The 24,515-nt window shown below is 60.1% G+C and carries 18 protein-coding genes; all 18 read right to left on the bottom strand.

The window, feature by feature from the left end; genetic code table 11:
* Window positions 1-58 precede the first annotated feature (58 nt).
* Window positions 59-640: a potassium-transporting ATPase subunit KdpC gene (kdpC, locus tag H8K11_02870; protein MCS6262675.1), complete on the bottom strand. Its 582-nt coding sequence runs from the start codon at window positions 638-640 to the stop codon at window positions 59-61.
* A gap of 10 nt (window positions 641-650) precedes the next feature.
* Window positions 651-2,762: a potassium-transporting ATPase subunit KdpB gene (kdpB, locus tag H8K11_02865; GenBank protein ID MCS6262674.1), complete on the bottom strand. Its 2,112-nt coding sequence runs from the start codon at window positions 2,760-2,762 to the stop codon at window positions 651-653.
* A gap of 23 nt (window positions 2,763-2,785) precedes the next feature.
* Window positions 2,786-4,591, bottom strand: coding sequence for a potassium-transporting ATPase subunit KdpA (gene kdpA, locus H8K11_02860; protein MCS6262673.1), 1,806 nt, complete (start codon window positions 4,589-4,591; stop codon window positions 2,786-2,788).
* Window positions 4,591-4,680 (bottom strand): K(+)-transporting ATPase subunit F, encoded by a 90-nt coding sequence (gene kdpF / locus H8K11_02855; protein MCS6262672.1) that lies wholly within the window; start codon window positions 4,678-4,680, stop codon window positions 4,591-4,593. The genes kdpA and kdpF overlap by 1 nt, the downstream gene beginning before the upstream one ends.
* Window positions 4,681-5,132: 452 nt before the next feature.
* A complete protein-coding gene (gene nuoB / locus H8K11_02850) occupies window positions 5,133-5,654 on the bottom strand; it encodes an NADH-quinone oxidoreductase subunit NuoB (protein MCS6262671.1) in 522 nt (173 codons plus the stop codon).
* A 70-nt stretch (window positions 5,655-5,724) separates the two neighbouring features.
* On the bottom strand, window positions 5,725-7,317 hold the full coding sequence (locus H8K11_02845; GenBank protein MCS6262670.1) for an NADH-quinone oxidoreductase subunit C: 1,593 nt from the start codon (window positions 7,315-7,317) through the stop codon (window positions 5,725-5,727).
* 4 nt (window positions 7,318-7,321) lie between these two features.
* Complete coding sequence (locus tag H8K11_02840) at window positions 7,322-8,854, bottom strand: hydrogenase 4 subunit F (GenBank protein ID MCS6262669.1); 1,533 nt, start codon at window positions 8,852-8,854, stop codon at window positions 7,322-7,324.
* A gap of 37 nt (window positions 8,855-8,891) precedes the next feature.
* A complete protein-coding gene (locus H8K11_02835) occupies window positions 8,892-9,557 on the bottom strand; it encodes a hydrogenase (GenBank protein MCS6262668.1) in 666 nt (221 codons plus the stop codon).
* 4 nt (window positions 9,558-9,561) lie between these two features.
* The gene (locus H8K11_02830; protein MCS6262667.1) at window positions 9,562-10,518 is read right to left on the bottom strand and encodes an NADH-quinone oxidoreductase subunit H; all 957 of its coding nucleotides are present in this window, start codon (window positions 10,516-10,518) and stop codon (window positions 9,562-9,564) included.
* A 64-nt stretch (window positions 10,519-10,582) separates the two neighbouring features.
* On the bottom strand, window positions 10,583-12,610 hold the full coding sequence (gene hyfB / locus H8K11_02825) for a hydrogenase 4 subunit B (GenBank protein ID MCS6262666.1): 2,028 nt from the start codon (window positions 12,608-12,610) through the stop codon (window positions 10,583-10,585).
* A 347-nt stretch (window positions 12,611-12,957) separates the two neighbouring features.
* Window positions 12,958-13,980, bottom strand: a complete 1,023-nt coding sequence (locus tag H8K11_02820; GenBank protein MCS6262665.1) for a DUF2278 family protein — start codon at window positions 13,978-13,980, stop codon at window positions 12,958-12,960.
* A gap of 206 nt (window positions 13,981-14,186) precedes the next feature.
* Window positions 14,187-15,806: a hypothetical protein gene (locus H8K11_02815; GenBank protein MCS6262664.1), complete on the bottom strand. Its 1,620-nt coding sequence runs from the start codon at window positions 15,804-15,806 to the stop codon at window positions 14,187-14,189.
* Between the two features lie 128 nt (window positions 15,807-15,934).
* Window positions 15,935-19,117, bottom strand: coding sequence for a hypothetical protein (locus H8K11_02810; protein ID MCS6262663.1), 3,183 nt, complete (start codon window positions 19,115-19,117; stop codon window positions 15,935-15,937).
* 775 nt (window positions 19,118-19,892) lie between these two features.
* On the bottom strand, window positions 19,893-20,348 hold the full coding sequence (locus H8K11_02805; GenBank protein MCS6262662.1) for a DUF1566 domain-containing protein: 456 nt from the start codon (window positions 20,346-20,348) through the stop codon (window positions 19,893-19,895).
* Between the two features lie 89 nt (window positions 20,349-20,437).
* Entirely contained in the window at window positions 20,438-21,166 is a 729-nt protein-coding gene (locus H8K11_02800) for a zinc ribbon domain-containing protein (protein ID MCS6262661.1), read from the bottom strand.
* A gap of 3 nt (window positions 21,167-21,169) precedes the next feature.
* A complete protein-coding gene (locus H8K11_02795; GenBank protein ID MCS6262660.1) occupies window positions 21,170-22,129 on the bottom strand; it encodes a site-2 protease family protein in 960 nt (319 codons plus the stop codon).
* A gap of 15 nt (window positions 22,130-22,144) precedes the next feature.
* The gene (locus H8K11_02790) at window positions 22,145-22,981 is read right to left on the bottom strand and encodes an MBL fold metallo-hydrolase (GenBank protein ID MCS6262659.1); all 837 of its coding nucleotides are present in this window, start codon (window positions 22,979-22,981) and stop codon (window positions 22,145-22,147) included.
* A gap of 33 nt (window positions 22,982-23,014) precedes the next feature.
* Entirely contained in the window at window positions 23,015-24,463 is a 1,449-nt protein-coding gene (locus tag H8K11_02785) for an insulinase family protein (GenBank protein MCS6262658.1), read from the bottom strand.
* Window positions 24,464-24,515: the final 52 nt, after the last annotated feature.

The following is a 24,515-nucleotide window of genomic DNA, read 5'->3' as shown; positions in this document are numbered from 1 at the left end:
TGGATGCGAGAGGACACAAGATTGGCAGAGCGAATTCTAAAAGACAGACGTAAAAGCGTCAACGAGGAGGGTCGGTCGCATCCAATGCAAGGTTCAACGCCAGCACATTGACCCGGCGTTCACCAAGCATCCCCAGCTGACGTCCTTCGGTATGCTGACTCACCAGCGTCCTGACGAATGCTTCCTCCCTTCCCCGTGCACGAGCGACCCGGCGTACTTGATACTCCGCCGCAGCGGGGCTGATATGCGGGTCAAGGCCGCTTCCCGACGCGGTCACGAGATCGACCGGGACCGGTGCATCGTTGCGGGGGTCCGCGGCTTTCAACGCAGCCACCCTCGTTTTGACCGTCTCTATCAGCGCGGGATTGGTAGGGCCCAGATTCGAACCGGATGAGGCCGCCGCACTATAGGGGAAGGGAGCGGTCGCGGAGGGGCGTCCCCAGAAATACTTGGGATCGTCGAAGGGTTGGCCGATCAGCGTAGAACCGATCGGCTTGCCGTCTTTATAGATCAGACTCCCATTGGCCTGATGGGGGAACAGCAGCTGCGCGATTGCTGTCACGGCCAGCGGATAGGCCACGCCGGTCAGGATCGTCAGAATGAAAAACATCATCAGCGCGGATCGAAGTTGAGCGACCATTGTGATCTCCTCAGACCAATCCCAGGGCGACCAGGACCAGGTCTATCAGCTTTATTCCAATGAACGGGGCAATGATCCCTCCCAGTCCGTACACCAGCACATTGCGGCGCAGCAGCAAGGAGGCTTCGATCGGCCGGAACTTGACTCCCCGAAGCGCGAGCGGAATCAGCGCGATGATGACCAGGGCGTTGAAAATCACGGCCGACAATACGGCGCTTTCCGGCGTCGCCAGTCCCATGACGTTCAACGCGCCCAGGGCCGGATAGGTGCCGGCAAACGCCGCCGGAATGATCGCAAAATACTTCGCGATATCGTTGGCGATACTGAAGGTCGTGAGCGCGCCGCGCGTCATGAGTAGCTGTTTGCCGATTTCGACGATCTCGATCAATTTGGTGGGATTGGAGTCCAGATCGACGAGATTGCCCGCTTCTTTGGCGGCCTGGGTGCCGGTATTCATGGCCACGGCCACATCCGCCTGCGCCAACGCCGGCGCGTCATTGGTGCCGTCGCCCGTCATGGCCACGAGTCGGCCTCCTGCCTGAAGATCACGGATGAGTTTCAATTTAGCTTCGGGAGTGGCCTGTGCGAGGAAATCGTCCACGCCGGCCTCTGCGGCGATCGCGGCAGCTGTTTTCTGGTTGTCGCCCGTAATCATCATCGTTTTGATGCCCATGCGGCGCAATTCGGCAAACCGTTCCTTGATGCCCCCCTTGACCACGTCTTTCAAATGGATCACCCCAAGTACCGACTTGCCTTCGGCCACGACCAGAGGAGTGCCGCCTTGCGTGGCAATCGTCTCGACCGCATTTCGCACGGCCGGCGGAAACGACCCGCCGAGTTGGGTCACGTAGTCTTCGATGGCTTCCGCCGCACCTTTCCTGATCTGTCGACCGTCGAAGTCGACGCCGCTCATTCGCGTTTGCGCCGTGAACGGCAGGAAGGTGGCCCCCATCGCATGGATGTTGCGCCCTCTGAGTCCATAGCCCTCCTTCGCCAGAATCACGATGCTACGGCCCTCAGGCGTTTCATCCGCAAGGGAGGCCAATTGGGCCGCATCGGCAACAGATCTTTCCTGCACTCCTTCGGCTGAAATAAATGCGGTGGCTTGCCGGTTCCCCAGCGTAATCGTCCCCGTTTTATCGAGGAGCAGCACATCCACATCACCGGCCGCTTCGACGGCTTTCCCCGACATGGCGATCACGTTCGCCTGGATCATGCGGTCCATACCCGCGATGCCGATCGCGGATAAGAGCGCGCCGATCGTTGTCGGTATGAGGCAGACCAGCAGGGCCACCAGGACCGTCACCGTGATGGGCACCCCCTCTCCTATGGCATGCGCGGAGTAGAGAGAAAACGGCAGCACGGTCACGGTCGCCAGCAAGAAGACGACAGTGAGAGCTGACAACAGAATAGTGAGTGCGATTTCATTCGGGGTCTTCTGGCGCCTGGCGCCCTCAACCATGGCGATCATTCGGTCGAGGAAGGTTTCACCGGCGCTGGCGGTGATCCGCACCACGAGCCAATCGGACAGCACCCGCGTGCCGCCGGTGACGGCGCTCCGGTCACCGGACTCACGAATCACCGGCGCGCTCTCGCCTGTAATCGCACTTTCGTTGACGGATGCAATCCCCTCGATCACATCTCCATCGCTGGGAATGTCATCGCCCGCCTCCACCAGCACGATGTCGCCTTTTTTGAGAAAACTGGCCGGAACGAGACAATAGATTTCGCCGGGTTTGCCGATGGCGGCGGGCACCGCCAGATAGTCTTCCCCGGAAGTCGGTTTTCCCAATCGCTTGGCAGTCAATTCTGTCCGAGCCCTCCGGAGAGAATCGGCTTGAGCCTTGCCTCTTCCTTCGGCGATCGCTTCGGAAAAGTTGGCGAAGAGCACGGTGAACCAGAGCCACAGCGAGATGGCGAGGATGAACCAGGTCGGCGCCTCCCCTCTCCCGAACAATGCCTGCAGAAACAGGAGCGACGTGAAGAGGCTCCCCACGAAGACGACGAACATGACCGGATTGCGGATCTGAATGCGAGGATCGAGTTTTCGCAGCGCCCCCAGCAGGGCTTGTCGCACAAGCGGCGGATCGAAGAGCGGTCTGGCTTTCGTCGATGTCGTCATGTGACTCCCTCCGCTCATTCGGGCTAACGGGCAACCATCAGCAAATGTTCCACCACCGGTCCCAACGCCAGGGCCGGAACGAAGGTCAGGGCACCGACCATGATCACCACCCCGACCAGCAATCCCACAAAGAGCGGCCGGTGAGTCGGAAGCGTACCCGGGCCGGCCGGCACGATCGTTTTACGCGCCAGCGATCCGGCGAGTGCCAGTGTCGGGATCGCCAACCAGAATCTGGAGACCAGCATCGCCAGAGCACCGGTCAAGTTGTAGAACGGCGTATTGGCGTTCAATCCCCCGAAGGCGCTGCCGTTGTTGTTACCCTGAGACGTATAGGCATAGAGAATTTCGCTGAAACCATGCGCGCCGGGATTGAGAATGGACGACGTGCCGGACTCCGTCACGACCGCCACTGCCGTGAACCCGAGGACGATGATGGGCATGATGAGGATCAACAGGGATGCCATCTTCATTTCATACGTTTCGATCTTTTTCCCCAGATACTCCGGGGTCCTGCCTACCATCAGGCCGGCAATGAACACCGCGATGATCGCGAAGATCAACATCCCGTAGAGGCCCGAGCCGACCCCGCCCACAATCACCTCGCCGAATTGCATCATGAACAGCGGCACCAACCCGCCAAGTGGCGTGAATGAATCGTGCATGGCATTCACCGCTCCGGTGGATGTGGCCGTCGTCACGGTGGCAAAGAGCGCCGAACGGGCGACCCCGAAACGAACTTCCTTCCCTTCCATGTTGCCGCCGGATTGCGCACTCCCAGCGGTCTGCTCGACGCCCAGCATAGTCAGGCGCGGATTTCCTGCCGACTCCGCCCAGTAGGCCCCCAGAACGAAGAGGGCCAGCACGCTCAGCATCGCAGCGAGAATCGCCCAGCCCTGCCTGGTGTCGCCGACCATTGTTCCGAACGTGTAGGTCAGAGCAGCGGCAATCACGCTTTCAGCCAGGATCAGCATGAAATCGGTCAGCGGCGTCGGGTTTTCATAGGGATGAGCGGCATTGGCATTAAAAAATCCGCCACCGTTTGTTCCGAGGTGCTTGATGGCCACTTGTGACGCAACCGGGCCGACGGCCAAGGTTTCTTCAGTCCCTGCTGTTGATTCGGTCTTGGCAGGGCCCTTCTCGGCCAACACTGGCTGTCCCATGGCATCGACGACCGGGGTTTCATAGGTCACAGGCTGCAGGAGAGCGGTGTGATGAGAAGACCCGAAGGTCTGGACCGTCCCTTGCGAGACAAGAAGCAGCGCGAGAACGGCTGACAGCGGCAGTAAAATGTACAGCGTGCTGCGGGTCAGATCGACCCAGAAATTGCCGATGGTGGCTGCCGTTTGAGCGGTTAACCCGCGAATGAGGGCAACCAGGATGGCCATGCCCGTGGCGGCAGAGACGAAGTTTTGGACCGTCAGGCCGAGCATTTGCGTGAGATAACTGAGCGTCGACTCACCGGCATAGGCCTGCCAGTTCGTATTCGTGATGAAGCTCGAAGCGGTGTTGAAGGCGAGGTCGGGAGCCACCGCCCCGAAACCAGCCGGGTTCAGCGGCAGATATCCCTGCAGTCGCTGCAACGCATAGAGCGCGACCAACCCCGTGACATTGAACAACAACATGGCCACGGCATAGGTTTTCCAATCCATCTCCTCGGTTGCACGCACGCCGCAGACACGATAGATCAGGCGTTCGAAGGGTCCCATCACCCGGTCCATTCCGCAGGCTTGGCCCGTATAGACGCGTGCCATGTACCAACCCAGCGACTTGACCAACGCTACCAGGACGAAAAAGAAGAGTCCGATTTGAGCCAACCCGTTGACAGTCATCAGAACCACTCCGCCTTCAGCAGCGCGATCATGAGGTACACCAACAACCCCAGTGACAACACTGCACCAAGCAGGTACATCGCATTCATGACCACATCCTTTAGAGTCGATCCAACGTTGAGATGAGCCAGCCGGACAGCAGAAAAAATACGGCGACGATCGCCAGATAGATGAGATCCATATACATGTTCCTTAATGGGACGTCACACTTAGTGTGGCGCGCTTCGCCCGAAACACCTATCCAGGCGGTCGCCAACCGGCCACACCTCTTCACGCCTCTTCTCTTCCACTCCATACTCAAGGTAACGCGCAGAAAGTAAAAACGGTGTAAAAATGCTAAGAAAATGGATTTCCTGAAAGGATCTTCCCGGGCAGCTGTTCACGCATTTTGGGCGGATCGCTTCAGATGACGGAAGAGTCGAAACACATCAACTCGCGAGGGCGGCGCTGAAGAAGGGATGTAGACGAACGTGTGACCGTCTATTGCGCAGGTCGAAAAGATGTGTTGGATGAACGGGAGAGGCGTGACTGTCTCCGGGCGCTACTGATCTGAATCCGCCTTATTTTTACGTAACCCTCCTAGCACCGCCAGGATCTCTGCCGGGCGCGGGGGGCAACCGGAGATACGCACATCGACGGGGATATGCCGATCCACCGGCCCCGTCACCGCATAACTTCCCTTGAACAGGCCGCAATTCACCGCACAGTCTCCCAACGCGATGACGATCTTAGGATCGGCTGTCGCCTTGTAGACATCTTTCAACGCACGCTCCATATTGACGGTCACCGGTCCCGTCACGACCAGCGCATCGGCATGACGCGGCGACGCAGCAATATGGACCCCGAACCGCTCCACGTCATAGACCGGATTGGCCAGCGCATTCATTTCCATCTCGCAGGCGTTGCAGGAACCCGTATCGACTTCGCGGATCGTCAGCGAGCGACGGAACGGCTTGGCCTTTTCGACGGCGTCCTGGCTGACCGGCTCGGACGGTGCGGCGCCGGCAGGATGGTGCCCCGTGACGACGCCGGTCTGAAGACTTTTTTTGAGAATTCGAAACATGCGGCCTCCTCGGTTAGTGACCAACAGCGATCACTTCCCGCACTACGGCGGATTGGTCAACGCTTGTTTCTCACAGATCATTCCCTGCATAGGACAAGTTGAAACTCTTATTGATCAACGGGAAGTCCGGCACGACGTTCCCGAGCGCCGCCCATTGGATCGCCGGCCAATTCACGAAGGAGGGATCACGCACTTTGCAGCGATGAATCCGCCCTGCTTCTCCTGCCATGACCATATACAGAATTTCGCCTCGCCATCCTTCGACCGCCGACAGGGCCCATGCCCCGGGCTGCGGTTGGTGCATCGGCCGGGACACGAGCCGGCCCAGCGGGAGACCGCGGCGGACCTCGCGAATGAGACGGATCGATTCATGGATCTCATCCAGCCGCACCCGCATCCTCGCGCGCACATCGCCATAGCGGTAGAGGGCGACCGTCGGCTGCAGCACGTCGTACGCGGCAAAGGGGCGGTCGCGACGTAGGTCCCGATCGATACCGGAGGCCCGGCCGACCACACCGATCACCGCATGGTCCCAGGCGATCCCCTCCGTGAGGATGCCGGTATTCTCCAGCCGTTCCGTGAGCGACGCGTTGGCGAACACAATCTTTTCAATCGCCGAGAAGTCCTGCTCCAGCGCATTCAGTTCGACCTCCACTTGCGCGAGCTGCAGGCCGGAGAGATCGAGCGACACTCCGCCGACACAATTGACCCCGCGCAGAAAACGCGAGCCAGTCAGGCGATCGTTGAGCTGCATGAGCTGTTCTTTCATCCGTCCGCAGTGGGCATGGGCCAGGGCATAGGCGGTATCATTGCAGATGGCTCCCACGTCCCCGATGTGGTTGTGCAACCGCTCCAGCTCCAGAAACAGCGTGCGCAGATATCGGGCACGGGGCGAGACCTCCACGCCCTGCAAAATCTCGACGGCCTGGCAATAGGCCAGGCTATGGCCGACGCTCGTATCGCCCGAGACCCGTTCCGACAACGGGACCGCTTCCGTCAATTGAAGCTGCTCGAACAACTTCTCAACGCCGCGATGTTTCCAGAAATGGCGCACTTCGAGCTGCATGATGGGCTCGCCGGCCACCGAAAATCGGAAATGGCCCGGCTCAATGATGCCCGCATGGATCGGGCCTACAGGCACCTCAAACACCCCCTCACCATGAATTTTCCGGAAGGCGTACTCCCCTTGCACCCGTCCTAACACCCGATCCCAGGGAAACTCTTTTTTCAGCGGGTGGGACCCTTTCGGCCAATGTTCATGTCGAACGAGCCGCCGCAGATCCGGATGGCCGACCGGAATCAGCCCGAACAGATCCCGAATCTCCCGCTCGTACCACTTTGCCGCATGGAGATGCGGTGTAATCGACGGAAATTCCCGTTCCTCTCCATGGAGATCCGTCGCGAGCAGCAGCCAGTCTTTTCGTTCCGCCAACGTGAAGAGGTAACAGAGTTCGTAGCGCGCTTCGCGAGGGCGATGATCGACCGCCCACAGCAGCGACAGCGCCCCTCGTAGATTCGGGTTCGTGTGCAGAAAATGGGCGACCGTCGGCAGATCCTGCTTCTTCATCCTGAGCAACGGCACGCCGTGAACGGCGCGCACCTCCGTAATGGCCTGCGTATAGGCCGCTTGCACCTGTTCAACCGCCGGTCGCGCGTCGATCATACGATCACCTCACCACAATCACGTTGACCGCCCTGGTCAGCAACGTCTGAATCGGCTCGGGAAGCACGAATCCAAGCCCCAACAACGCGACGATCATGATCATCAGCGGCACATGGCCGGCGGTCCACGATTCCCCCTGAGCGATACCGGCCGGAGGAGTGCCCCACACCATGGCCCCGACGCGAACCATAAACCCGCCGAACAACACCACGGCAAAAAACAGAAACAGCACGACGATGCCGAGGCTGCGCATCTCATCCGAGATCGTCATCGTCACAAATCGCCCGACATGCATCGTATCGGAGGAAAAGTCTTGCGCGGCCACCGCCGATACGACCAGTACCTCACTGACGAACGGCGAGAACGGCGGTAGCCCGACCAACGCGCACCCCGCCACGAGAATCGCCACGGCGGTAATCGGCTGCGCACGCGCCAGCCCTCGCACCCCGTCGATTTCCAGGGTATCGAATCGCCGATGGATATTGCCCGCGACGAAAAAGGCCAACGCTTTGGCCACGGCGTGATTAAGCAGGTGAAAGAGGCCCCCGAAGGTGCCGATCATCCCGCCGACGCCGAAGCCGATCATGGCCAGCCCCATATGTTCGATACTCGAATAGGCAAACAGCCGCTTGTAGTTGTGCTGAATCAGGATGAACAGGGAGGCCACGATGAACGAGAGCAGCCCGAAGGTGAGCAGCAGATTGCCGGTGAACTCCGGGGGAAGCGCCTGGTCCACCAACGCCTTGCTGCGCAACACCGTGTAGACCGCCACCGTCTCCAACACCCCGGCCAACATCGCCGCAATCGGCGCCGGCGCTTCACTGTAGGCATCGGGCAACCAGGTGTGCATGGGAACCAGACCCACCTTCGTGCCGTACCCGACGAGCATGAAAATAAACGCCAGCTTGAGCACATTGGGATCCAACTGGTTCGCCACGCCGATCAGCGCGGTGATATTGAGCGCCGAGCTCGCATCGCCAAGGACCCGCACAGAGGAGTAATAGGTGAGCACCACGCCGAAGAGCGCGAGGGCGATGCCCACCGAACAGAGGATCAGATATTTCCAGCCGGCTTCCAGAGACTCCCGCCTGCGGAAAAATGCGATCAAGAAGGTTGTTGCCAGGGTGGTCCCCTCCAGCGCCACCCACTGCACGCCCAGACTGTTCGCCACCGTCGCGGCGACCATCGCAAACAGGAACATGTGGAAGAGGAAAAAGAAGTGCCCGAGACGCTTCTGCGCGATGATGCCCCGGGCGACCCGATCGTCCATGTAGGACCACATGTAGAGGGAACAGGACAGGCCGATGGCCGTGATGATCACCAGAATAAAGTCCGAGAGCGCATCCACGTAGACAAAACCGCTCAGTGTCGTCACTGACCCTTCGGCTAACACCTGCCTCGTCAGTGCCGTCTCGGCCACGGCCAACCCCAGCATCGTGGAAAAGTTCACGACGTGCAGGACCCGGGCACGGTGGATCACCAGGCTGAGCAGACCGGCAAGGACCGGCCCTGTCAGCAGGACGATCACCGACCACATACAGCACCTGCTCGCAGGTCATGCGTCATCGACCGGCTCATTCCTTCAGCACCGTCAGCGTGCTGGTGTCCACGCTATCGAATGTATCCTGCAGCCGATGCGTGTAAATGCCGACGATCAACCCGGCCACCAACACATCGAAGAACACGCCCAATTCAACGATCAGCGGCATGCCGTACGCGGCCGCCGTGGCGCCCAGGAATAATCCGTTCTCCATGACCAGAAAGCCGACCATCTGCGTGATCGCCTTCTGGCGGGCGATCATGGTGAAAAATCCGATCAAAATAATGGCCAGCGCAATGGCCAGAGAATCGCGCGTCAGCAGGTAGCCGAGCGGAATGATGGGCTGCGCGATAAAGAAGGCGATGATCACCAACGTGCCGCAGATCAGCAGGCCCGCCGGAATGTTGACATTCATCCCCAGCTCACGGGAGACATTCAGACGCTCGATGACCTTCCGGAGAATGCGAGGCAGCACGATCACTTTGATGACGATCGTCAGGGCCGCCGCGAAATAAATGTGCTTATGTCCGGTCAGAAATGCGACGAGCGCGGCGGTCGCGGCCAGGAATGCGGACTGCAGCGCGAACAGATCCACACAGGCTGACAGCCGACGCTGCGCTACGATCGCAAAACAACAGAGCAGCAGCAGGACCGAGCAGAGATCGACGAGTTGTGAGCCCAAGTGGGTGGAAGCCGGCACCGCCTTATCCTTTCAACGTATAGAAAAACACCAGCGCGAGCAGCGACAGGATGAACGCGGCGCCCAGCATTTCCGGCACCCGGAACAATCGCAGCTTCGCGAACATCGATTCGATCACGCCGATCACGATGGCCAGCGCCGCAACTTTCCCAAGATAGACCAGCAGACCCACGGCGATGGCCGACGGCGCCGGGCTTGTGGCGATGCCCCAGGGGGCAAACACATTCACGATCAACGTCAGAAACACCAGCAACTTGATGCCGGCCGCCCATTCCATCAACGCCAGGTACCGCCCGGAATACTCGAGCAGCATGGCCTCGTGGATCATCGTCAATTCCAGGTGCGTCGCCGGATTGTCCACCGGAACACGGCCGGTTTCCGCCAGCGTCACGATGAACAGCGCGGCCAGCGCCATCAAATGCGCAGGTGGGGCCACGACGACCCCTTCCATCAATGCGGACTGATGAACGATGGTGCTCAAATTTGTGGAGCCCGCCGTCAGCGCAATGGACAGGATCGAGAGCATCATGGCCGGTTCTGCCAGCGTTGCGACAATTGCCTCGCGGCTGCTGCCCATTCCCCCGAATGCCGATCCTGCATCGAGCCCCGCCAGGATCAGAAAGAACGTCCCCAACGCCAACAGATAGACGAGCGCAATGATATTCCCGGCGAAATTGAGCGGCGTGTGAGACACGAACACCGGCATCAACAGCCCCGCTGCGACGGTCGAGGCAAACACGATGTAGGGCGCCGCGGTAAAAATCCAGGAGGTCGTCGAAGAGATGACCGGCTGCTTCCGGAACAGCTTGGCCAGATCGGCATAGGGCTGAAACAGACTCGCCCCACGGCGACACTGTAAACGGGCTTTGACTTTTCGGATCAGGCCGACGACAAACGGAGAGAGGGTCAACAACAGCGCCAGCTGAACGATGACCAGCACGATGTGGATGATCGACTGCATAGCTCCCGTCACTCAGTGATCGAACGACCAGGCACAACCGATGCGCACAGCCCGCTGCCTCGGCCTACCCCGCCCACAACAACAACAGCACCAACGTCACAAAAATGTAGGTGAGGTAGAGATGGAGACTGCCGGCCTGAATGATGCGCAGCCGGTCGGCTGTCGCCAGCATCAAGGCAACGACCGGCTGATAGAGGTATTTCTCGAAGACCGGCTCGATGTGCGACTCGAACCGTTGGTGCTTGATGAAGTACTTCGATTGCTCCAGAAACTCCTGCTCCAGCTTCACCGTCGGCTGGTAGATGGTTTCAAAGACCTGCTTGATCGGTTGCGCGAAGCCGGTTGCGGTGTATTCCATGCGAGGCGTCAGATTCAGCCCGCAGCCCCAGGTCTTGTAGTAGCGCGCGCGCAGCCCCTTCCCGCAGAGTCGAGCCATCAGCAGCCCCAACGCCCCTGCCCCGACCATAAGCATGGCCAGGACCGGCGTTGAGATGCTGGAGAATTCCACCGTCACCGGCGCCACCACCCAGCCGTCGAGCGCCAGCACCTGTGAACTGATCGCCGCGCCGGTCAATGGCGCCGTCACCCGATCCAGCAACGGAACGACCAGCATGGGCGCCAGCCCCAGCACGACGCAGAGCCCTGCCAGGAAGCCCATCCCGGCCAGCATCGACCGGGGGACTTCCTTGGCATGGCGGGCATGTGTACTGCGCGGCTGCGCCAGAAACGAGATTCCGAAGGCCTTCGCAAAACAGGCCAGCGCCAGCGCACCCGTGAGAGCCAACATCGCGGCGGCAATCGGCAACATCAACTTGAGAAAGAGGGTCGGCAGTTGGAAGCTGAGAAACAGACTCTGAAACACCAGCCACTCGCTGACGAACCCGTTGGTAGGCGGCAGCGCGGCGATGGAGACGGCGCCGACCAGGAAGAACGCCCCCGTCCACGGCATGCGCCGGAGCAAGCCGCCGTATTCCTCGAGGTGTCTCGTATGGGTGGCGAACTGCAACGCCCCGGCGCCTAGAAACAAGAGCGCCTTGAACGCCGCATGGTTGATGGTGTGGTACAGGCCCGCCAGCAATCCCAGTGCGGCCAATTCATGTAACCCATAGGTATGGAAGATCATCCCTGCACCGATCCCCAACAGAATGATGCCGATGTTTTCCACACTGTGAAAGGCGAGCAGACTCTTCAGGTCATGTTCCATCAAGGCGTACATGACACCCAGAAGCGCCGACACCGTGCCAGCGACCAACAACGTGAAGCCCCACCACCAGGGGAATTCCCCGCCCATGAAATCGAAGTAGACCCGGATCAACCCGTAGATGGCGGTCTTGATCATGACCCCCGACATCAGGGCCGAGATGTGGGAGGGGGCGGCGGGGTGCGCGTAGGGCAGCCACACATGCAGCGGGACGATACCGGCCTTCGCGCCGAAGCCGATCAAGGCCGTGAAAAACGCGATCGATCGTAATCCCTCCGGAAGCTGCTGGTCGGGGTGGCGAAACGCCTCGAAGGAGAAGGCGCCGGTTTCCTGGAAAAAGATTAAAAACGTGATGATGATAAACGCGGTGCCGACGTGCGTCATGATGAGATAGAACAACCCGGCCTCGCGGACGCCGGGCTTCTCGTGCTCCGTCACAACCAGCACATAGGACAGCAGGGACATGACTTCCCAGAGGATCAGGAAGAAGAACCCGTTATCGGCCAGAACCACCAGGGTCATGGAGAGCAAAAACCCGTTGAGAAGGGAGCCCAACAATCCCACCGAGACCCGGCCCGAAAACTCCTTGACGTAGCCGGACGCGTAGATGGACGCCGCCACCCCCACCAGCGAGATGGTCAGCACGAAGAACGCCGCCAGCGGGTCCAGACGGATTGCGAAGATCAGATGGGGAATGTTGGACGCAAGCGAGAGAGTCAGAGGAGCCGTTGAGAGGAGCCCCGCAACACCCAGCACAATACCGACGACGCCCGCGGCAGCCGCACAGCCATGGGCAAAAAGATTCTGAAGATGTGGACGTGTTGTGCAGAGGGGCAGCAGCCCCCCCAGGAGGTACCAGACGAGAAGAACGCTCAGGAGGGCGGTCATCACGACACTACCCTCGACTCACGCGCAGCATCGCGATGCTCACCACTTACTCAAGAGATACGTCAGCTCTTGCATTTGTCAAAGTACAATAGAACTCGGTCGTCTTATTTATTCATGTATCACCTTCTATCGTTCGACGCAACTTGCGCGCGATAGCCGAGCACTGCGCCACCGCTCGCAGGCACTCCGTCTGTAGGAATATGTACTGAGAACTGTGACAGCTTGTGGAGGGAAAAAATAAGGGGTCTGACCCCTTTTATTCCCCTACACTCTGACCCCGCCTTGATTCTTCAGGCTTGTCACAGCTGCGAATCCACGATTACAGCAGAAGCGTTCATGAATAATGCGCGCTAGAACACGATGGTCCATCCTTCTTTTTTCGCTTGCTGGGCGGTATAGGAGACGCCATCCACCTTCAAACCCTTGTCGTTCAACAGGGTAATGATCCCGCCCTTGTTTCCCAGCTGGACGTCCTGGGGCAACGTGACCATGAGCGTGGCTCCTGAGTGGATGACACCGGAAAGGATGTGGGTCTTCTTCAGTCGATCGGCGATCTTCCACCCTGCGAGATCAATCGAAGCCGGCGATGCGTTGAGCAACGTAACGGTTTCCTGTTCAGGCGCGGGACCGACGGGATTCACCAGCGCGCCGACAATTCGGACGAGATGATCCGGCTCGGTAGGACTCGGCTGCGGCCCAGGTCCTGGGTTCGGCACGTCAGGACTCGTGTGGCCGGTGTTGTCATCGGTATGCCACGCTTGTGACTGAAACGCGAGAAAGACCGCCACCCATTGGCGAGAAGCGGGAAACTCAAACATCAAGGCCCCATCTTGCCAGACTCCGTCATCGCCGGTATGGGGCGGAACATTCCCCTGATTCATGTGAATGTCGTGAATGCCGTTGCCTGGAGTGAAGCCAAATACTTTGTCGGGGACACCTTGCTCCGGGCCCCATCGTTCGCCAAACGCATAGATCAGTGCATCCGGCTCCTGGATCGCGCGGGCAACATAGTGCTCTATCTGGTCGCTCAAATCGTTATTTGGACCAGGCAGATTGGGAGGGAGGAGCCGCATATCCAACCGATTGAAGAGATTGCCGCGAATAAAATCGAGCGCTGGCCCACCGGGCTGACTTTGCAACAGGGTGAATCCGACGGCCAACCCCTGCAGAGATGCCGCAATCGAGTGCTGGAAATCGTCGTCGACCAAAAACAACAGTTCTGACGGGCTGAGCTGGGATTTCACATTCACCGCAATCCGATATTGGACTGCTCCTGCCTCTATATGAACTTGGTAGTGTGGAGACCTGGGCTCGGTTTCTCTCTTGGCGCCAATGGCTTTGCCTTTAAGTACTCCGTAGCGTTGTAACGGCATCCGTCACCTCCGTTATCGTGTCGTCCTGCAATTCGATGATCAATGGGTAAGCTGAATCAAAGGGGCCTGACCCCCTATTCTTGGCCCCGCGGATCAGCGGCGTCCGCGGAGCAAACGAAGTTTGTGCAGCGGAGGTCCGCTGCAACTGGTTGTTGGGCTCCGCCACTCTGTCCGTATACCGCCGAGCGGGCCAGCCGCCGATTCCACTACCAGTTCGCCGGCTTCAAGTCCGGCCCGACGATGTGGCCGTGCTGCGCCGGGCCGTCGTGGTTCACGTCGTGTGTGAAGTGCCCGCCGTACCAGATCACGACGTCGTGGTTGCTGATCGCTTCGCCGTTGACCCAGCGGTCGATGTCGGCTTCGTACGGCGGGCCGATCGCGACCACGCCGTCGTCGATCTCGTTGCCGTGATAACGTAGCACCCAGACGTCGCCGCGACCGAACGGCCAGTCAGGCGAAGCGGTGGCCACGCCGTCCTCGGTGTTTGGCACTATCTCGTAGGCCTCGCCGGTGCGCGTATTCTCCACCCGCCACCTTCTCTTGCGCGCGAAATCGCGCGGGCGGCGGATCTCGAAGCGCTTGTCGTGCCACTTGCTGGAACCGAAAAGCGGCGGATCGTTGAACTCGCGCACGCGGTTGTTGCCGGGGGTGCGGATGTCGAAATCAAAGCGCCAGTAGACATGATGGTGATGCACGTTGCACACGCACGGATGCTCGACCGCGGCGAACGCGAAACGAGGGCGAATCGTGCCGTTCGCGTGCAGCCGCCACTGGCTGATGTAGCGGTACCAGCCGGCCTCCATCTCGCTGACGAACACGACCTCGTTGGCAAGCACATAGATGCCGACGCCGAGGAAGTTGCCGGTGTCTGATCCGGTGTCGATGATGGTCAGCGCCGGCGCCGGGCAGAAGCGGAAGCCCTGCGCGACGTCGGTACCGGTCGCTTGAATCATGCCCTCCTGATACTGCCAGTCGCGATACGGTCCGCAGGCATCGCCATTGTACTTGACGTTCAGAATCGGCACGTGAGCCCGATACAGGACCCGCTTGCCCTTGTAGTCGACGTAGCGCAGCTCGATGCCGGAGCCGTTGGTGCCGCTCGAGGCCGCCGGCCGCACGGCGAGAAAGCGCCACAGCGTCTGCCCGCCTTGGGTGACCGTCACCCACACCTGCCCGGCAGTGCCCTTCGCGGCCGTGGCTTGGCTGGCGTCGCGCGGCACGCCGCACAAGCCGCGGTTTCGCGGTCGGACGTTCGGCGGCAGGCGTTCTTCGAAGCGGATCACGCGTCGCCGTGCAAGATCAACGGCGACGATCTCGTGCTGTGCGTCGCCGCCCCGTGGTAGCAGCCCCACCGCGATGCGGCGCTCGATGCAGCCGTCCGGCAGTTCGTTCAATGCGAGCGCGGGAATCGGCTGATACGGTTCTAGCTGCCGCGCATCGATCGCGGCGGCAAGCGTGACGTCGCGGCGGACGATCCTCACCGCCGCCGCGTACTCCGCGTCCGACGGATGAGGCGGCAGCGCTGATTCAGCGATGTTCACGCGCCGCGGATCGCGCAGACTGCCGTCGACTAGGATCGCGCGGTGGTTCGTGTCGTCGTAGAGCGTGGCGCGAAAGCGGCTCGGCGGCCGCGGATTAACCCCTTTATCTTCGTCGTCCTCGAGCATCTCGACGTACAGCAGTCGCGCCTTGCCGTGGCCGATGAACTTGCGCACGCTTGCCAGTGTCAACGCGCGTTCGCCGGTTGCCATCAGCTCTTCGCGGGTCGGGCCAAGCGGCTTGACCGTCACCTTGAGGCCAGTCGCCGACTTCTCTTTCTCACGCATCGTTTATCTCCTTTCTCATTGCACGACGCCCAACAGCCCCGCGGCTCACCGGCAGGCGCGGAGCAACCGGAGGTTGTGCAGCGGCTGTCCGGTGCAGCCGCTGATTCGGCAAACTTGCACAACCCATCTCAATCGCAACAGTCGTCGTCTCCCTTCATCTCGACATCAATCGCAATCTTTCGGACGCGGACGCACTTGACCTTGTCACCGGACAGATCCAAGCACTCAAGGAGTTGTCTGGCTTTGTCACGGCACTGTGCTTTCTTTTCCTCAGGCGTCCGGTCATTGAACGGCATCTCGAGGTCAGGATCGATTCTGTACGTCATGCCGCCGATGATTGCACCGTCGGCGGTCGCAGTTACGACAATGTCCCGCTCGGCCGCGGCTGCGACATCAGCCTTAGTAAATGGCGTACCCGCATGGACATTCAAAGTAACGAGTCGTTGCTCGTGGGCTTTCAGACGGACACCGCTCTCTGGTAACTCCTGCAGGCTGATCCGCCATCCTCGCTGTGCCAGCAGTGGTGGAAGAACGATCGAACCGGCAATTGTCGCGGATGTGCGCCCAGGATTGCCTACCCAGAAACCTTTGCCGTGGAGTCCTGCCATGAGACCCTGTAGTCCGCCTCCACCCGGAGCGAGCACAACGTTTCGCTGGCCGACGTTGTTGTCATTCGGCACAAGGCGCCAGTCCTCGACAACTTCGCCTGCCGTGAAGTTGTCGACGTTGCTCGGATCGCCTGTCGCCGAAACGATCATCAGCATGCAGTCATGGCCCCAGGCGTTCGTCACGGGCGTCCACTCGAATGGACCAACCTTCTTCTCTTCGGTGCCGTTGGGCTGCAACGTTCCCGCCGAGAGCTGCGCGGTCGTCATGGGTTGCAGATCGTTGGGCCAGAGCACGCCCGCCAAGGGTTTGCAGTGGTAGCCCTTGACGATGACGTTGTTCGCGATCGACGTGCCGCGGTTCTTGATTGTTACGTAGGCGTAGTTGATCGCGGGCATCCCGCCCGAATCCAGCAACGCCGGCTCTTCGTGGCCGTCCAGCCCGTCGGCGTTCCGACGGTTCCAGATCGTCGTGGTTGCCCAATGGACGGGCTGGTACTGGTACTCGCCCGCTCGTCCATCGTCGATGTAGACATCGATGCTGGGCGGATTGCCGCTGTTGAGATTCTGTTTCTCAAAAGCCCATGTGAGCACCTTTTTGTAGGCGCCTCCGAATACTCCCTCCGAGGTCCAGTTTCCAGCGTCCGCGGCGATCAACGCGCTGAGAAAACCTGCGGGCGTATTGGCGGTACCACCGGCGCCGAGGCTAGCCGGGGTCATGCTGCCGACAGCCCGCAACATCAGATAGACCATGCAGCGCGCGGCGAATTCGCGTCGGGCCACACTGCTCGAGTCGCCACCGATGGACCGGTAAGCACGGAACATCGTTGTTGAGAGGATCTGTTCGCTGAGGTAGCCGCCAAGATCGGCCGTCCCACCCCATGCCCAGTTACCGATGGTTGCGGTGCCGGTGGCGCCAGTCCCTCCGCCGCCCGTGATCGTCACGGCCGGCGCAGAGGTATAGCCTGTGCCGTGGTAGGTAACACCCAAACCGCCGACCGCCCCACCCGAAAGGACCGCGAGCGCCTTCGCACCCGAACCACCGCCCCCGCTGATGGTTACCGTAGGCACGCTCGTGTAACCTGAGCCTCCGCTGGTCAGGCTCACGGAAATCACTCCAGAATCGTTGTGGGCCCGGTCTGAGCGTCTTTCGAAGAAAGTGACGAACGGAGCAAGCACAAAGCGGTCAATCGTTGGCGAGTCGTGCCATTTGGACACAAAGTCGTTGAGAATCATGGCGAAGCTGTCGCCGGCGCTGTGCGCGAAAGTGAAGTTGGGGCCTCCAACGTGGTCGTAGAGGATCCCGTGGCCGCCTAGTTCGTGAAGAACCACGCGCCAGTCGGTCGCAATGCCGATCGGATTGGCGGTGTCACCGGCATCCGCAAGTGCATAGCAGGTGTGATCGATGCCGTCGCCGTCGCCGATACAGTGCCCATTTACGTTGTTACCCAGGCCGCGGTGGTCGACTTCAACCGGGAACGCCGTACCGTCGAAGTAAGCCCCAGCACCAGTCAAGGAGAATCCAAGATCGGCCACCAGCCGAAAGAATCGGTCGGTGTGGTAGTACGCGTTCACCGCCGCAAATTCGTTGGTTCGAGCATCCCATATGTCGAAATCACTACCCGCAGGCCTTGTCGGTGCCACGACCGTCGGGGTCTTGATCTCGGCTAGCGTCGCCCAGGTGCCCTGAAGTGATTGAGTAGACGGCATCCCCGTTGGCGGGTTGAGGTTGGCAAGTGGTTCATCATCTCGATGCGGGTTTAGGACGGCGTTACTCTTGTCCGCCGTATTGGTCGCCGTGCCGGTGCTCGTGATCGGATCGTAAGTGAACACCAGCCCATTGACCCCCGAGGCCAAGGCCCGCAAGGAGAGGATCGTGTTGCTCTCGACCTCAACCAGCATTCGCCAGTTCATCCGCTCGCCCTCATAAGGCAGACGGAAGACGAGCTCGGCGACAAGGTACCAGCCTCCGTCCCGGATTGACTTGGATACATGCAGCAGCGGCAGCGTCGGCGGCGTGCCGCAAAGGGGCTGATGGAACGGGTGCGGGTCGTCATGCGTCCGTTTCGCGGCGTCGTAACGGTAGATGAAGAACCGGCCGCGAATCAGCCGCGGTGTGGCCTCCTCGTCCTTGAGCGCCTTTGAGGCCTTGGCGGCCTTGCCGAGAATCTCGGGCAACAGGTCCGAACTCGCGACGGCGGCTGCCTCAACTCGCCTGGCTTTAGGCTGTGAAGGTGGGGAGTCGATCTTCTCGCCGGTCGCAAACAGCCGGCGGTAGCGCTCAATCGCCTCAGCCGACGGCATCTTGGCGTCGATACCCTGTTGACTGGTGTCAGTAGCTGCAACAACGCGAGTTGGCGCCTGCTTGATCGTGACGCTGACGCCCGCTGCCCAGACCGGGGTGTTGAGGTAGGTTTGGTAGTAAGCATAGGTAGTCGAATCAAACGAGACTTTTTGTTCGCTGAAACGATACTCGATACCCCTTTCCTGAGGATCAAGGTACGAAACGGCTTGTTCGAGGCTCTGCAGCTGTTCGCGCACTATGTTGAGCTTCCCGGCGATGTCGCGCACGTATGTCGCTGCAGCCGCTCGGCCGCGGAGGTGCTCGATCTCGCGATATTCGTCGAGGTGATTGATTCCTCGAATGCGGCCAGCAGCGTCGAGCGTGACAGTGGCCTTGATGGAAGGGTCGTAGGTTGTTTTCATGGTATCTCTTTTCGTTGGAAGTAATGGGTGTGCTCGGTCACCTAACAATGTTTAGGCAGACCTGCATAAGAGCCGGATCTGCCAATTTCTGTCCGTCTAACACGCCATCGGTTCTTCTGAAACATACACGACAAACCCTGCCATTTTAGCCAGCTGCAATTCTTGTGGTAGTTATCACGACATCTTATGCGGACCCGCATAACACCACCTCGTTGAGGAAGCTCACAATCCGTCCAGCGGACTGCGAACACCCCCGGCCCACGGTTGAGGATCGCCAAGTCTTCAGAGTTTCCCAACCTCTACGGGAGAAACGAATGAAGGGGTCGGGAACCTTTTCATGGGATCGCGTAGGCTAGCGCGTATCTCGTTACATTCAACCCATCGATCTTCGAAGAGTCCACACCGATCCATCTACCCTGCGGCACCGGACACAATTGCAGTTGCGCGATCTGAACGCTTCACACATCAGTGAGACAGCAAGGCATATGCCGGAACGATTACTTAGAAGTCTTCCTTGCCCTATTCAGGCGATACGAATGGATGTATTATTTCTGGCAAGGGAACTCAGGCAAGGAAACGGTATCCAAAAGGATAGGAGTGGTATCGAAAGAGATACGTCATATGGGCTGCCGACCGACGTTGTAGACGAACAAGCGTGAAAGACTGTGAGAGAGTTACAGGGGTCTGACCCCTTATTCTTGGTCACCGTCTGCAGGAAAATGTGTTGGATCACTCTCGGAGAGTGGAAATGGACAGGAGCGAAATCGTAACGAGGTTACTTGCGCACGTCTCCCAGCACACACCAGAGACGGCGCATGCCGGATTTCTGATCGGTCACGGCCTGGCCGGAGAAGAAACTTTGCTGCCAGGCCACGATGTCGTCCTTGGGATGGGGTGTGGCCGTCCAGTAGATGCCGGAGCGGATATTGCGAAATGGATGACCTGCGGGCAACGAAGGATCTTGCTGGTCGGGATCGACCAGCGTTTTGATTTCGTCGATGCTCGGAGCGCGCCAACCCTGCCGCCCACCGACGGTTTTTGTGGCGCATCGGGCCACTGAGCGATCCCAAACGTCAAACAAGTAATCCGGTTCCCGCTCCCATACCAGCCCGCTCGCCGAATCTTTCACCGCTTCGCCGTCCAGCATCACAACGAACCGCGAGGCGGCCTCGTCGGCATGGACCTGACCGGCCATGAGACCGACGCCAAGCAAGATCGGGACAGCAGCCATGCGGCAAAGCGACGCCACCGTACACATAGTCCGGCAGTGTGCCCGATGTGCCGGGTCTTTTCAAGGAGTGCGCGATGAGTCGAGCGGGGCTACCAGTCCAGTCGTCGGGACTGTCGATGCAGCAGTAGCGCGCCCCAGGCCAGCGCAAGCAGCATCAACACCGTCCCGATGCCGTACGACAGCTTGGCCAGACTATGGTCATACGGCAACCAGCCGAGCATGGTGAGGAGATTGTTCCAGTCATGCGCATCGACCTCTTTGCCGGTGAACCCGCCGAGCAACAGGAGATCCATCGCGCGCGCATCGTTGATGTAGGGCGCGACGTCCATGAAGTTCTCGGCCGTCCACCAGAGGGCGACGGATCCGCCGAAGGGATCGCGGGTCTTGAGAAGAAAGGTGCCCAGGCAGACCAGCGGCATGAGGATCTGTCCGAGACTCCCGCCGAGGATCGTCATGAAGCGCCCGAAGGGCATGAAGAGCAGATGACCCGCTTCATGGAACGGCAGATTCACCAGATGTAAAAACGATTCGCCCGTATAGTTCGTCTCAAGCGGCGTGGTCATGAAGCGCCAGCCCCACAGGGCCAGTAGCACAAACACCAGCACCCGCCCAGCGAAATAGAACGGATTGACCGACTCCTCCGTCGTCAGCAACCACTCTTCGGCGAAGCTCAGCGCCGCTGATCGTCGAACAGTTCGATGTGGATGAGCAGCCGCCTGAGGCCGTGGCGTGTTGGCAAGCTTCGCAAAAATAATCCCGCAACGAACGCATTCAACCCGGTCGTCGTCCTGTGCCCAGCCGCATTTTGGACAATGCATCGGTTACCGCAAGATGAACGGCTCCCAGGAGAAGGTGAGGACGAAAATCACGAGGGCGAGCCAACCGACCAGCACACGGACTCCTCCCAGCTCACGATGAGGATTCCGGACCGGTGGATGCGCCAGGCCCATCATGCCGGCAAGCCCCACCCATACGAACCACCCCTTCCAGCCCAGCCAGCCGAAGACCATGAGGATCGGCACGAGGGCGACCGCCACACTGCGTTGCCGCTCTCCCAACAACGCATAGGCGACATGCCCCCCGTCAAGCTGGCCGATCGGAAGCAGGTTGAGTGACGTAATGAAGAGCCCGAACCAGGCAGCAAACCCGACCGGATGGAGCACCACGTCCGCGGTAGGAGAGAGCGGACCGATTACCACCCACGACGCAAACTGAAGGAGAAGCGGCTCGCCAAGGTGCATCCCATAACTAGTTTGAATCGGCACCACCGTCGAAAGCCGGAGGCCGATCACGAGGGCAACCACCGCGACGACAAACCCGGCGATCGGCCCGGCAACCCCGATATCGAACAGGGCCCGGCGATCCGTCAGCGGCGCCCGCATACGGATGATGGCGCCGAACGTGCCGACGAAATGCGGTAGTCCCGGCACGAACAGCGGCAGCGACGTCGGCACACCGTGGATGCGCGACAACACATAATGACCGAGTTCGTGCGTCACCAGAATGCCCAGCAGAGTGGCGGCAAATGGAACACCCCGCCATAACGAGCCGGGATCATCGACCAGAAAATTCCACGGGCCGACGAGCGGATTGGTGTTGGTTTGGTAGGCCCCAGCCCAAAGGACGGTAAAGACGGTGAGCAGAAACAGCAGGCCCGGGAGTAGAAACGCGGAGAAACCCGCACGTTCCTCCTCAACCCATTCGTCCTCCTCGCTGTCGCCTAACGAGGAAGAGAGCAGTTCACCCGAAGACCGCTTCTGATCCGACTCGTCGCGGTTCATCCCAGGCCTCTGGCTTTACGTCGCGAACGGATTGTGGAGTAACTCTTCACGAACCGTAGTAGCCGGTCCATGTCCCGGAAAAAGCCTTGTGTCGGGAGCCAGCGTCAACACCTGCTTGCGGACCGATTCCAGATGGGTCTCATAGAGCCCGGCTGGATTGGAGCGACCGATGGAGCCGGCAAACAGCGTATCCCCCACAAAACAGATCGGGGCACCGGCCTGTTCGACCCGGTAACAGACTCCGCCCGGTGTATGACCCGGCGTGGGCATGAACCGCACAGTCAGCCCGCCGACCTGAAGCGTCTCGCCTCCCTGCGGCACATGCAACACCTGCGGCGATGGCCGCCAGCTCAAGAGATCGAGATCCTCAGGGCCAAGGTAGACCGGCACCGGGTATGCCTTGAGGATTGCCTCAATGCCCTCGGCATGATCGGAGTGACCGTGCGTCAGACAGATGGCCCGCAGGCGCAGATTCCGCCCGGCGAGAACGGACAGCATCCCGCCGGCGTTGTACGCGGTATCGACCAGCACGGCTTCGCCTCGATCATGGACGACATAGCCCTTCACCTCATACCCGCCGATCGACCCGAACACGGTCTCAACATGTGGCAGAGACGAAGGGAACGCCTCAGGGGTCCAACCATCCACCACCTGTGCCAGCGGTTCCGCCCTCAGCCCGAGCGCCTTGGCAACAGCCTGGACCTGTTCGCGACTCCGTGGCGATTGCCCCCGTTCCAGCTCACTCACTTCGACTTCAGACAAGCCACTCACACGCGCCACATCGGCCATCGACCGCTGCTGTCCATTGCGAGCCTTCTTCAGAATATCGCTGAGTTCGTCTTCAAGAGGCATAGGAGTCTCCGGCCTAAGAACCAGCAAACACGTTCAACTCTCCGGTACCAGCGTAATTTCCTTCACTTCACCGAAGCTCGCCAGCACTTTCGACAGGGCCTCACCGGACCCGACGGCCAGAATCCGCAGCCGCTCGGGATTAAAATGGGCCTTCGCCGCCCGCTGGATATCCTCTTTCGTCAGCTTCATCACCTTGTCGCGGATCTGCTGCAGCCAATCTTTCGGCAACCCGTCATATTCAAGATCCATCAGCCGCCCCACAATGCTCGACGCGCTGGTGAACGAGAAGACGAACGAGTTCACATAGGCTTCCTTCGCTTCTTCCAATTCGGTGTCGGTCACCGGTTCATTGCGCATCCGCTCCATGTTGGCCACGAACCGATTCACCACTTCCTGAGTCGAAGACAGCTTGGTTTCGGCGCGCATCAGCCAGACACCTTCGTCGTACACACTGGCCCGTAGGCCGCTGCCGACGGAATAGGCCAGGCCGCGCTTCGTGCGCACGTCGTTGAAGAGCCGGCTGCGGAACGAACTACCGCCCAGGATGTCGTTGGCGATCGCGACCGCCACGTAATCGGGGTCGGTTTCCTTGATGGTCAGATGTCCCACCCGCAGGTGCGTTTGCGACGTGTCCTTGTTCACGAATCGTACGAGACCGGTCTTGGCATCGGTCTCGGACACCGCGGGAATCGTGACGGCGGGCACGTTGCCCTTGGCCCAATCGCCGAAGGCCTCGCGCAACAGGGCCAACATGTCGGCCTTCTCGAAGTCGCCGGTCACGCCGAGGATGATGCCGTTGGGATGAACGGTCCGTTGATGAAACGCCACCAGATCTTCACGGGTGATCGCATCGATCGAACGAACGGAGGTTTCACGGGCACTCGGATGGGTCGGGCCGTAGAGCAGCTTGGCAAACTCCCGCCCGACGATCGAGCCGGGACTGTCCTGCCGCCGCCTGATGCCTTCCAACGCCTGCAATTTCGCTAACTCCACCCGGCCCTGCTCGAACGCCGGCCGACGCAACAGATCGGCGAAGATCTGCAACCCACGCTTCAGATCTTTCTTCAGCACATCGAGAGACGCCGAACCGGATTCTTTCGCAAATCCGATGGACATCGAAGCGGCCAATTGTTCGAGCTCTTCATCGACCTCATCGGGCGACATTCCGGTCGAGCCGCCCGTGCGCATCACCGCCCCGGTCATACCGGCCAGTCCAACCTTGTCCGCCGGATCCAGCCAGCTCCCGGTTCTCAGCGTGACATTGATCGTCACCAGCGGGAGTTCGTGATCTTCGAGCAGATAGACCACCATGCCGTTTTCCAGCACCACACGCTCCGCATCCGGCGGATTAAATTCCACCGTCGGGAACCGCATCGTGCGAGGATCATTCGACGTCAGGTCCGCCGTCATTCCTACCGTCGCCTGCAGGACGATCATGAAGACCATCGCCAGGACCGACACCCATCCTCTGTCTGTTCTCATTCGACGTCCTCCGCCATCTTCACGTTTCACGAGAGACGCTTCACGAATCACG

It is taken from the genome of Nitrospira sp., assembly GCA_024998565.1.
Taxonomy (GTDB): domain Bacteria; phylum Nitrospirota; class Nitrospiria; order Nitrospirales; family Nitrospiraceae; genus Nitrospira_A.
Note: the sequence above shows the minus strand (reverse complement) of the source record. Positions and strands in the feature narration are given on the sequence as shown.

Excerpts from the sequence above, each read along its gene's own strand:
- H8K11_02830 (MCS6262667.1), bottom strand. The coding sequence starts at position 10,518 with ATGCAGTCGATCATCCACATCGTGCTGGTCATCGTTCAGCTGGCGCTG.
- H8K11_02840 (MCS6262669.1), bottom strand. The coding sequence starts at position 8,854 with ATGTGGTCGGTGATCGTCCTGCTGACAGGGCCGGTCCTTGCCGGTCTG.
- kdpB (MCS6262674.1), bottom strand. The coding sequence starts at position 2,762 with ATGACGACATCGACGAAAGCCAGACCGCTCTTCGATCCGCCGCTTGTG.
- H8K11_02790 (MCS6262659.1), bottom strand. The coding sequence starts at position 22,981 with ATGCCTCTTGAAGACGAACTCAGCGATATTCTGAAGAAGGCTCGCAAT.
- kdpF (MCS6262672.1), bottom strand. The coding sequence starts at position 4,680 with ATGAATGCGATGTACCTGCTTGGTGCAGTGTTGTCACTGGGGTTGTTG.
- H8K11_02810 (MCS6262663.1), bottom strand. The coding sequence starts at position 19,117 with ATGAAAACAACCTACGACCCTTCCATCAAGGCCACTGTCACGCTCGAC.
- H8K11_02845 (MCS6262670.1), bottom strand. The coding sequence starts at position 7,317 with ATGATCGACGCGCGACCGGCGGTTGAACAGGTGCAAGCGGCCTATACG.
- nuoB (MCS6262671.1), bottom strand. The coding sequence starts at position 5,654 with ATGTTTCGAATTCTCAAAAAAAGTCTTCAGACCGGCGTCGTCACGGGG.
- H8K11_02820 (MCS6262665.1), bottom strand. The coding sequence starts at position 13,980 with ATGCCGTTACAACGCTACGGAGTACTTAAAGGCAAAGCCATTGGCGCC.
- H8K11_02800 (MCS6262661.1), bottom strand. The coding sequence starts at position 21,166 with ATGCATTGTCCAAAATGCGGCTGGGCACAGGACGACGACCGGGTTGAA.
- H8K11_02815 (MCS6262664.1), bottom strand. The coding sequence starts at position 15,806 with ATGCGTGAGAAAGAGAAGTCGGCGACTGGCCTCAAGGTGACGGTCAAG.
- H8K11_02785 (MCS6262658.1), bottom strand. The coding sequence starts at position 24,463 with ATGAGAACAGACAGAGGATGGGTGTCGGTCCTGGCGATGGTCTTCATG.
- kdpA (MCS6262673.1), bottom strand. The coding sequence starts at position 4,591 with ATGACTGTCAACGGGTTGGCTCAAATCGGACTCTTCTTTTTCGTCCTG.
- kdpC (MCS6262675.1), bottom strand. The coding sequence starts at position 640 with ATGGTCGCTCAACTTCGATCCGCGCTGATGATGTTTTTCATTCTGACG.
- H8K11_02795 (MCS6262660.1), bottom strand. The coding sequence starts at position 22,129 with ATGAACCGCGACGAGTCGGATCAGAAGCGGTCTTCGGGTGAACTGCTC.
- H8K11_02805 (MCS6262662.1), bottom strand. The coding sequence starts at position 20,348 with ATGGCTGCTGTCCCGATCTTGCTTGGCGTCGGTCTCATGGCCGGTCAG.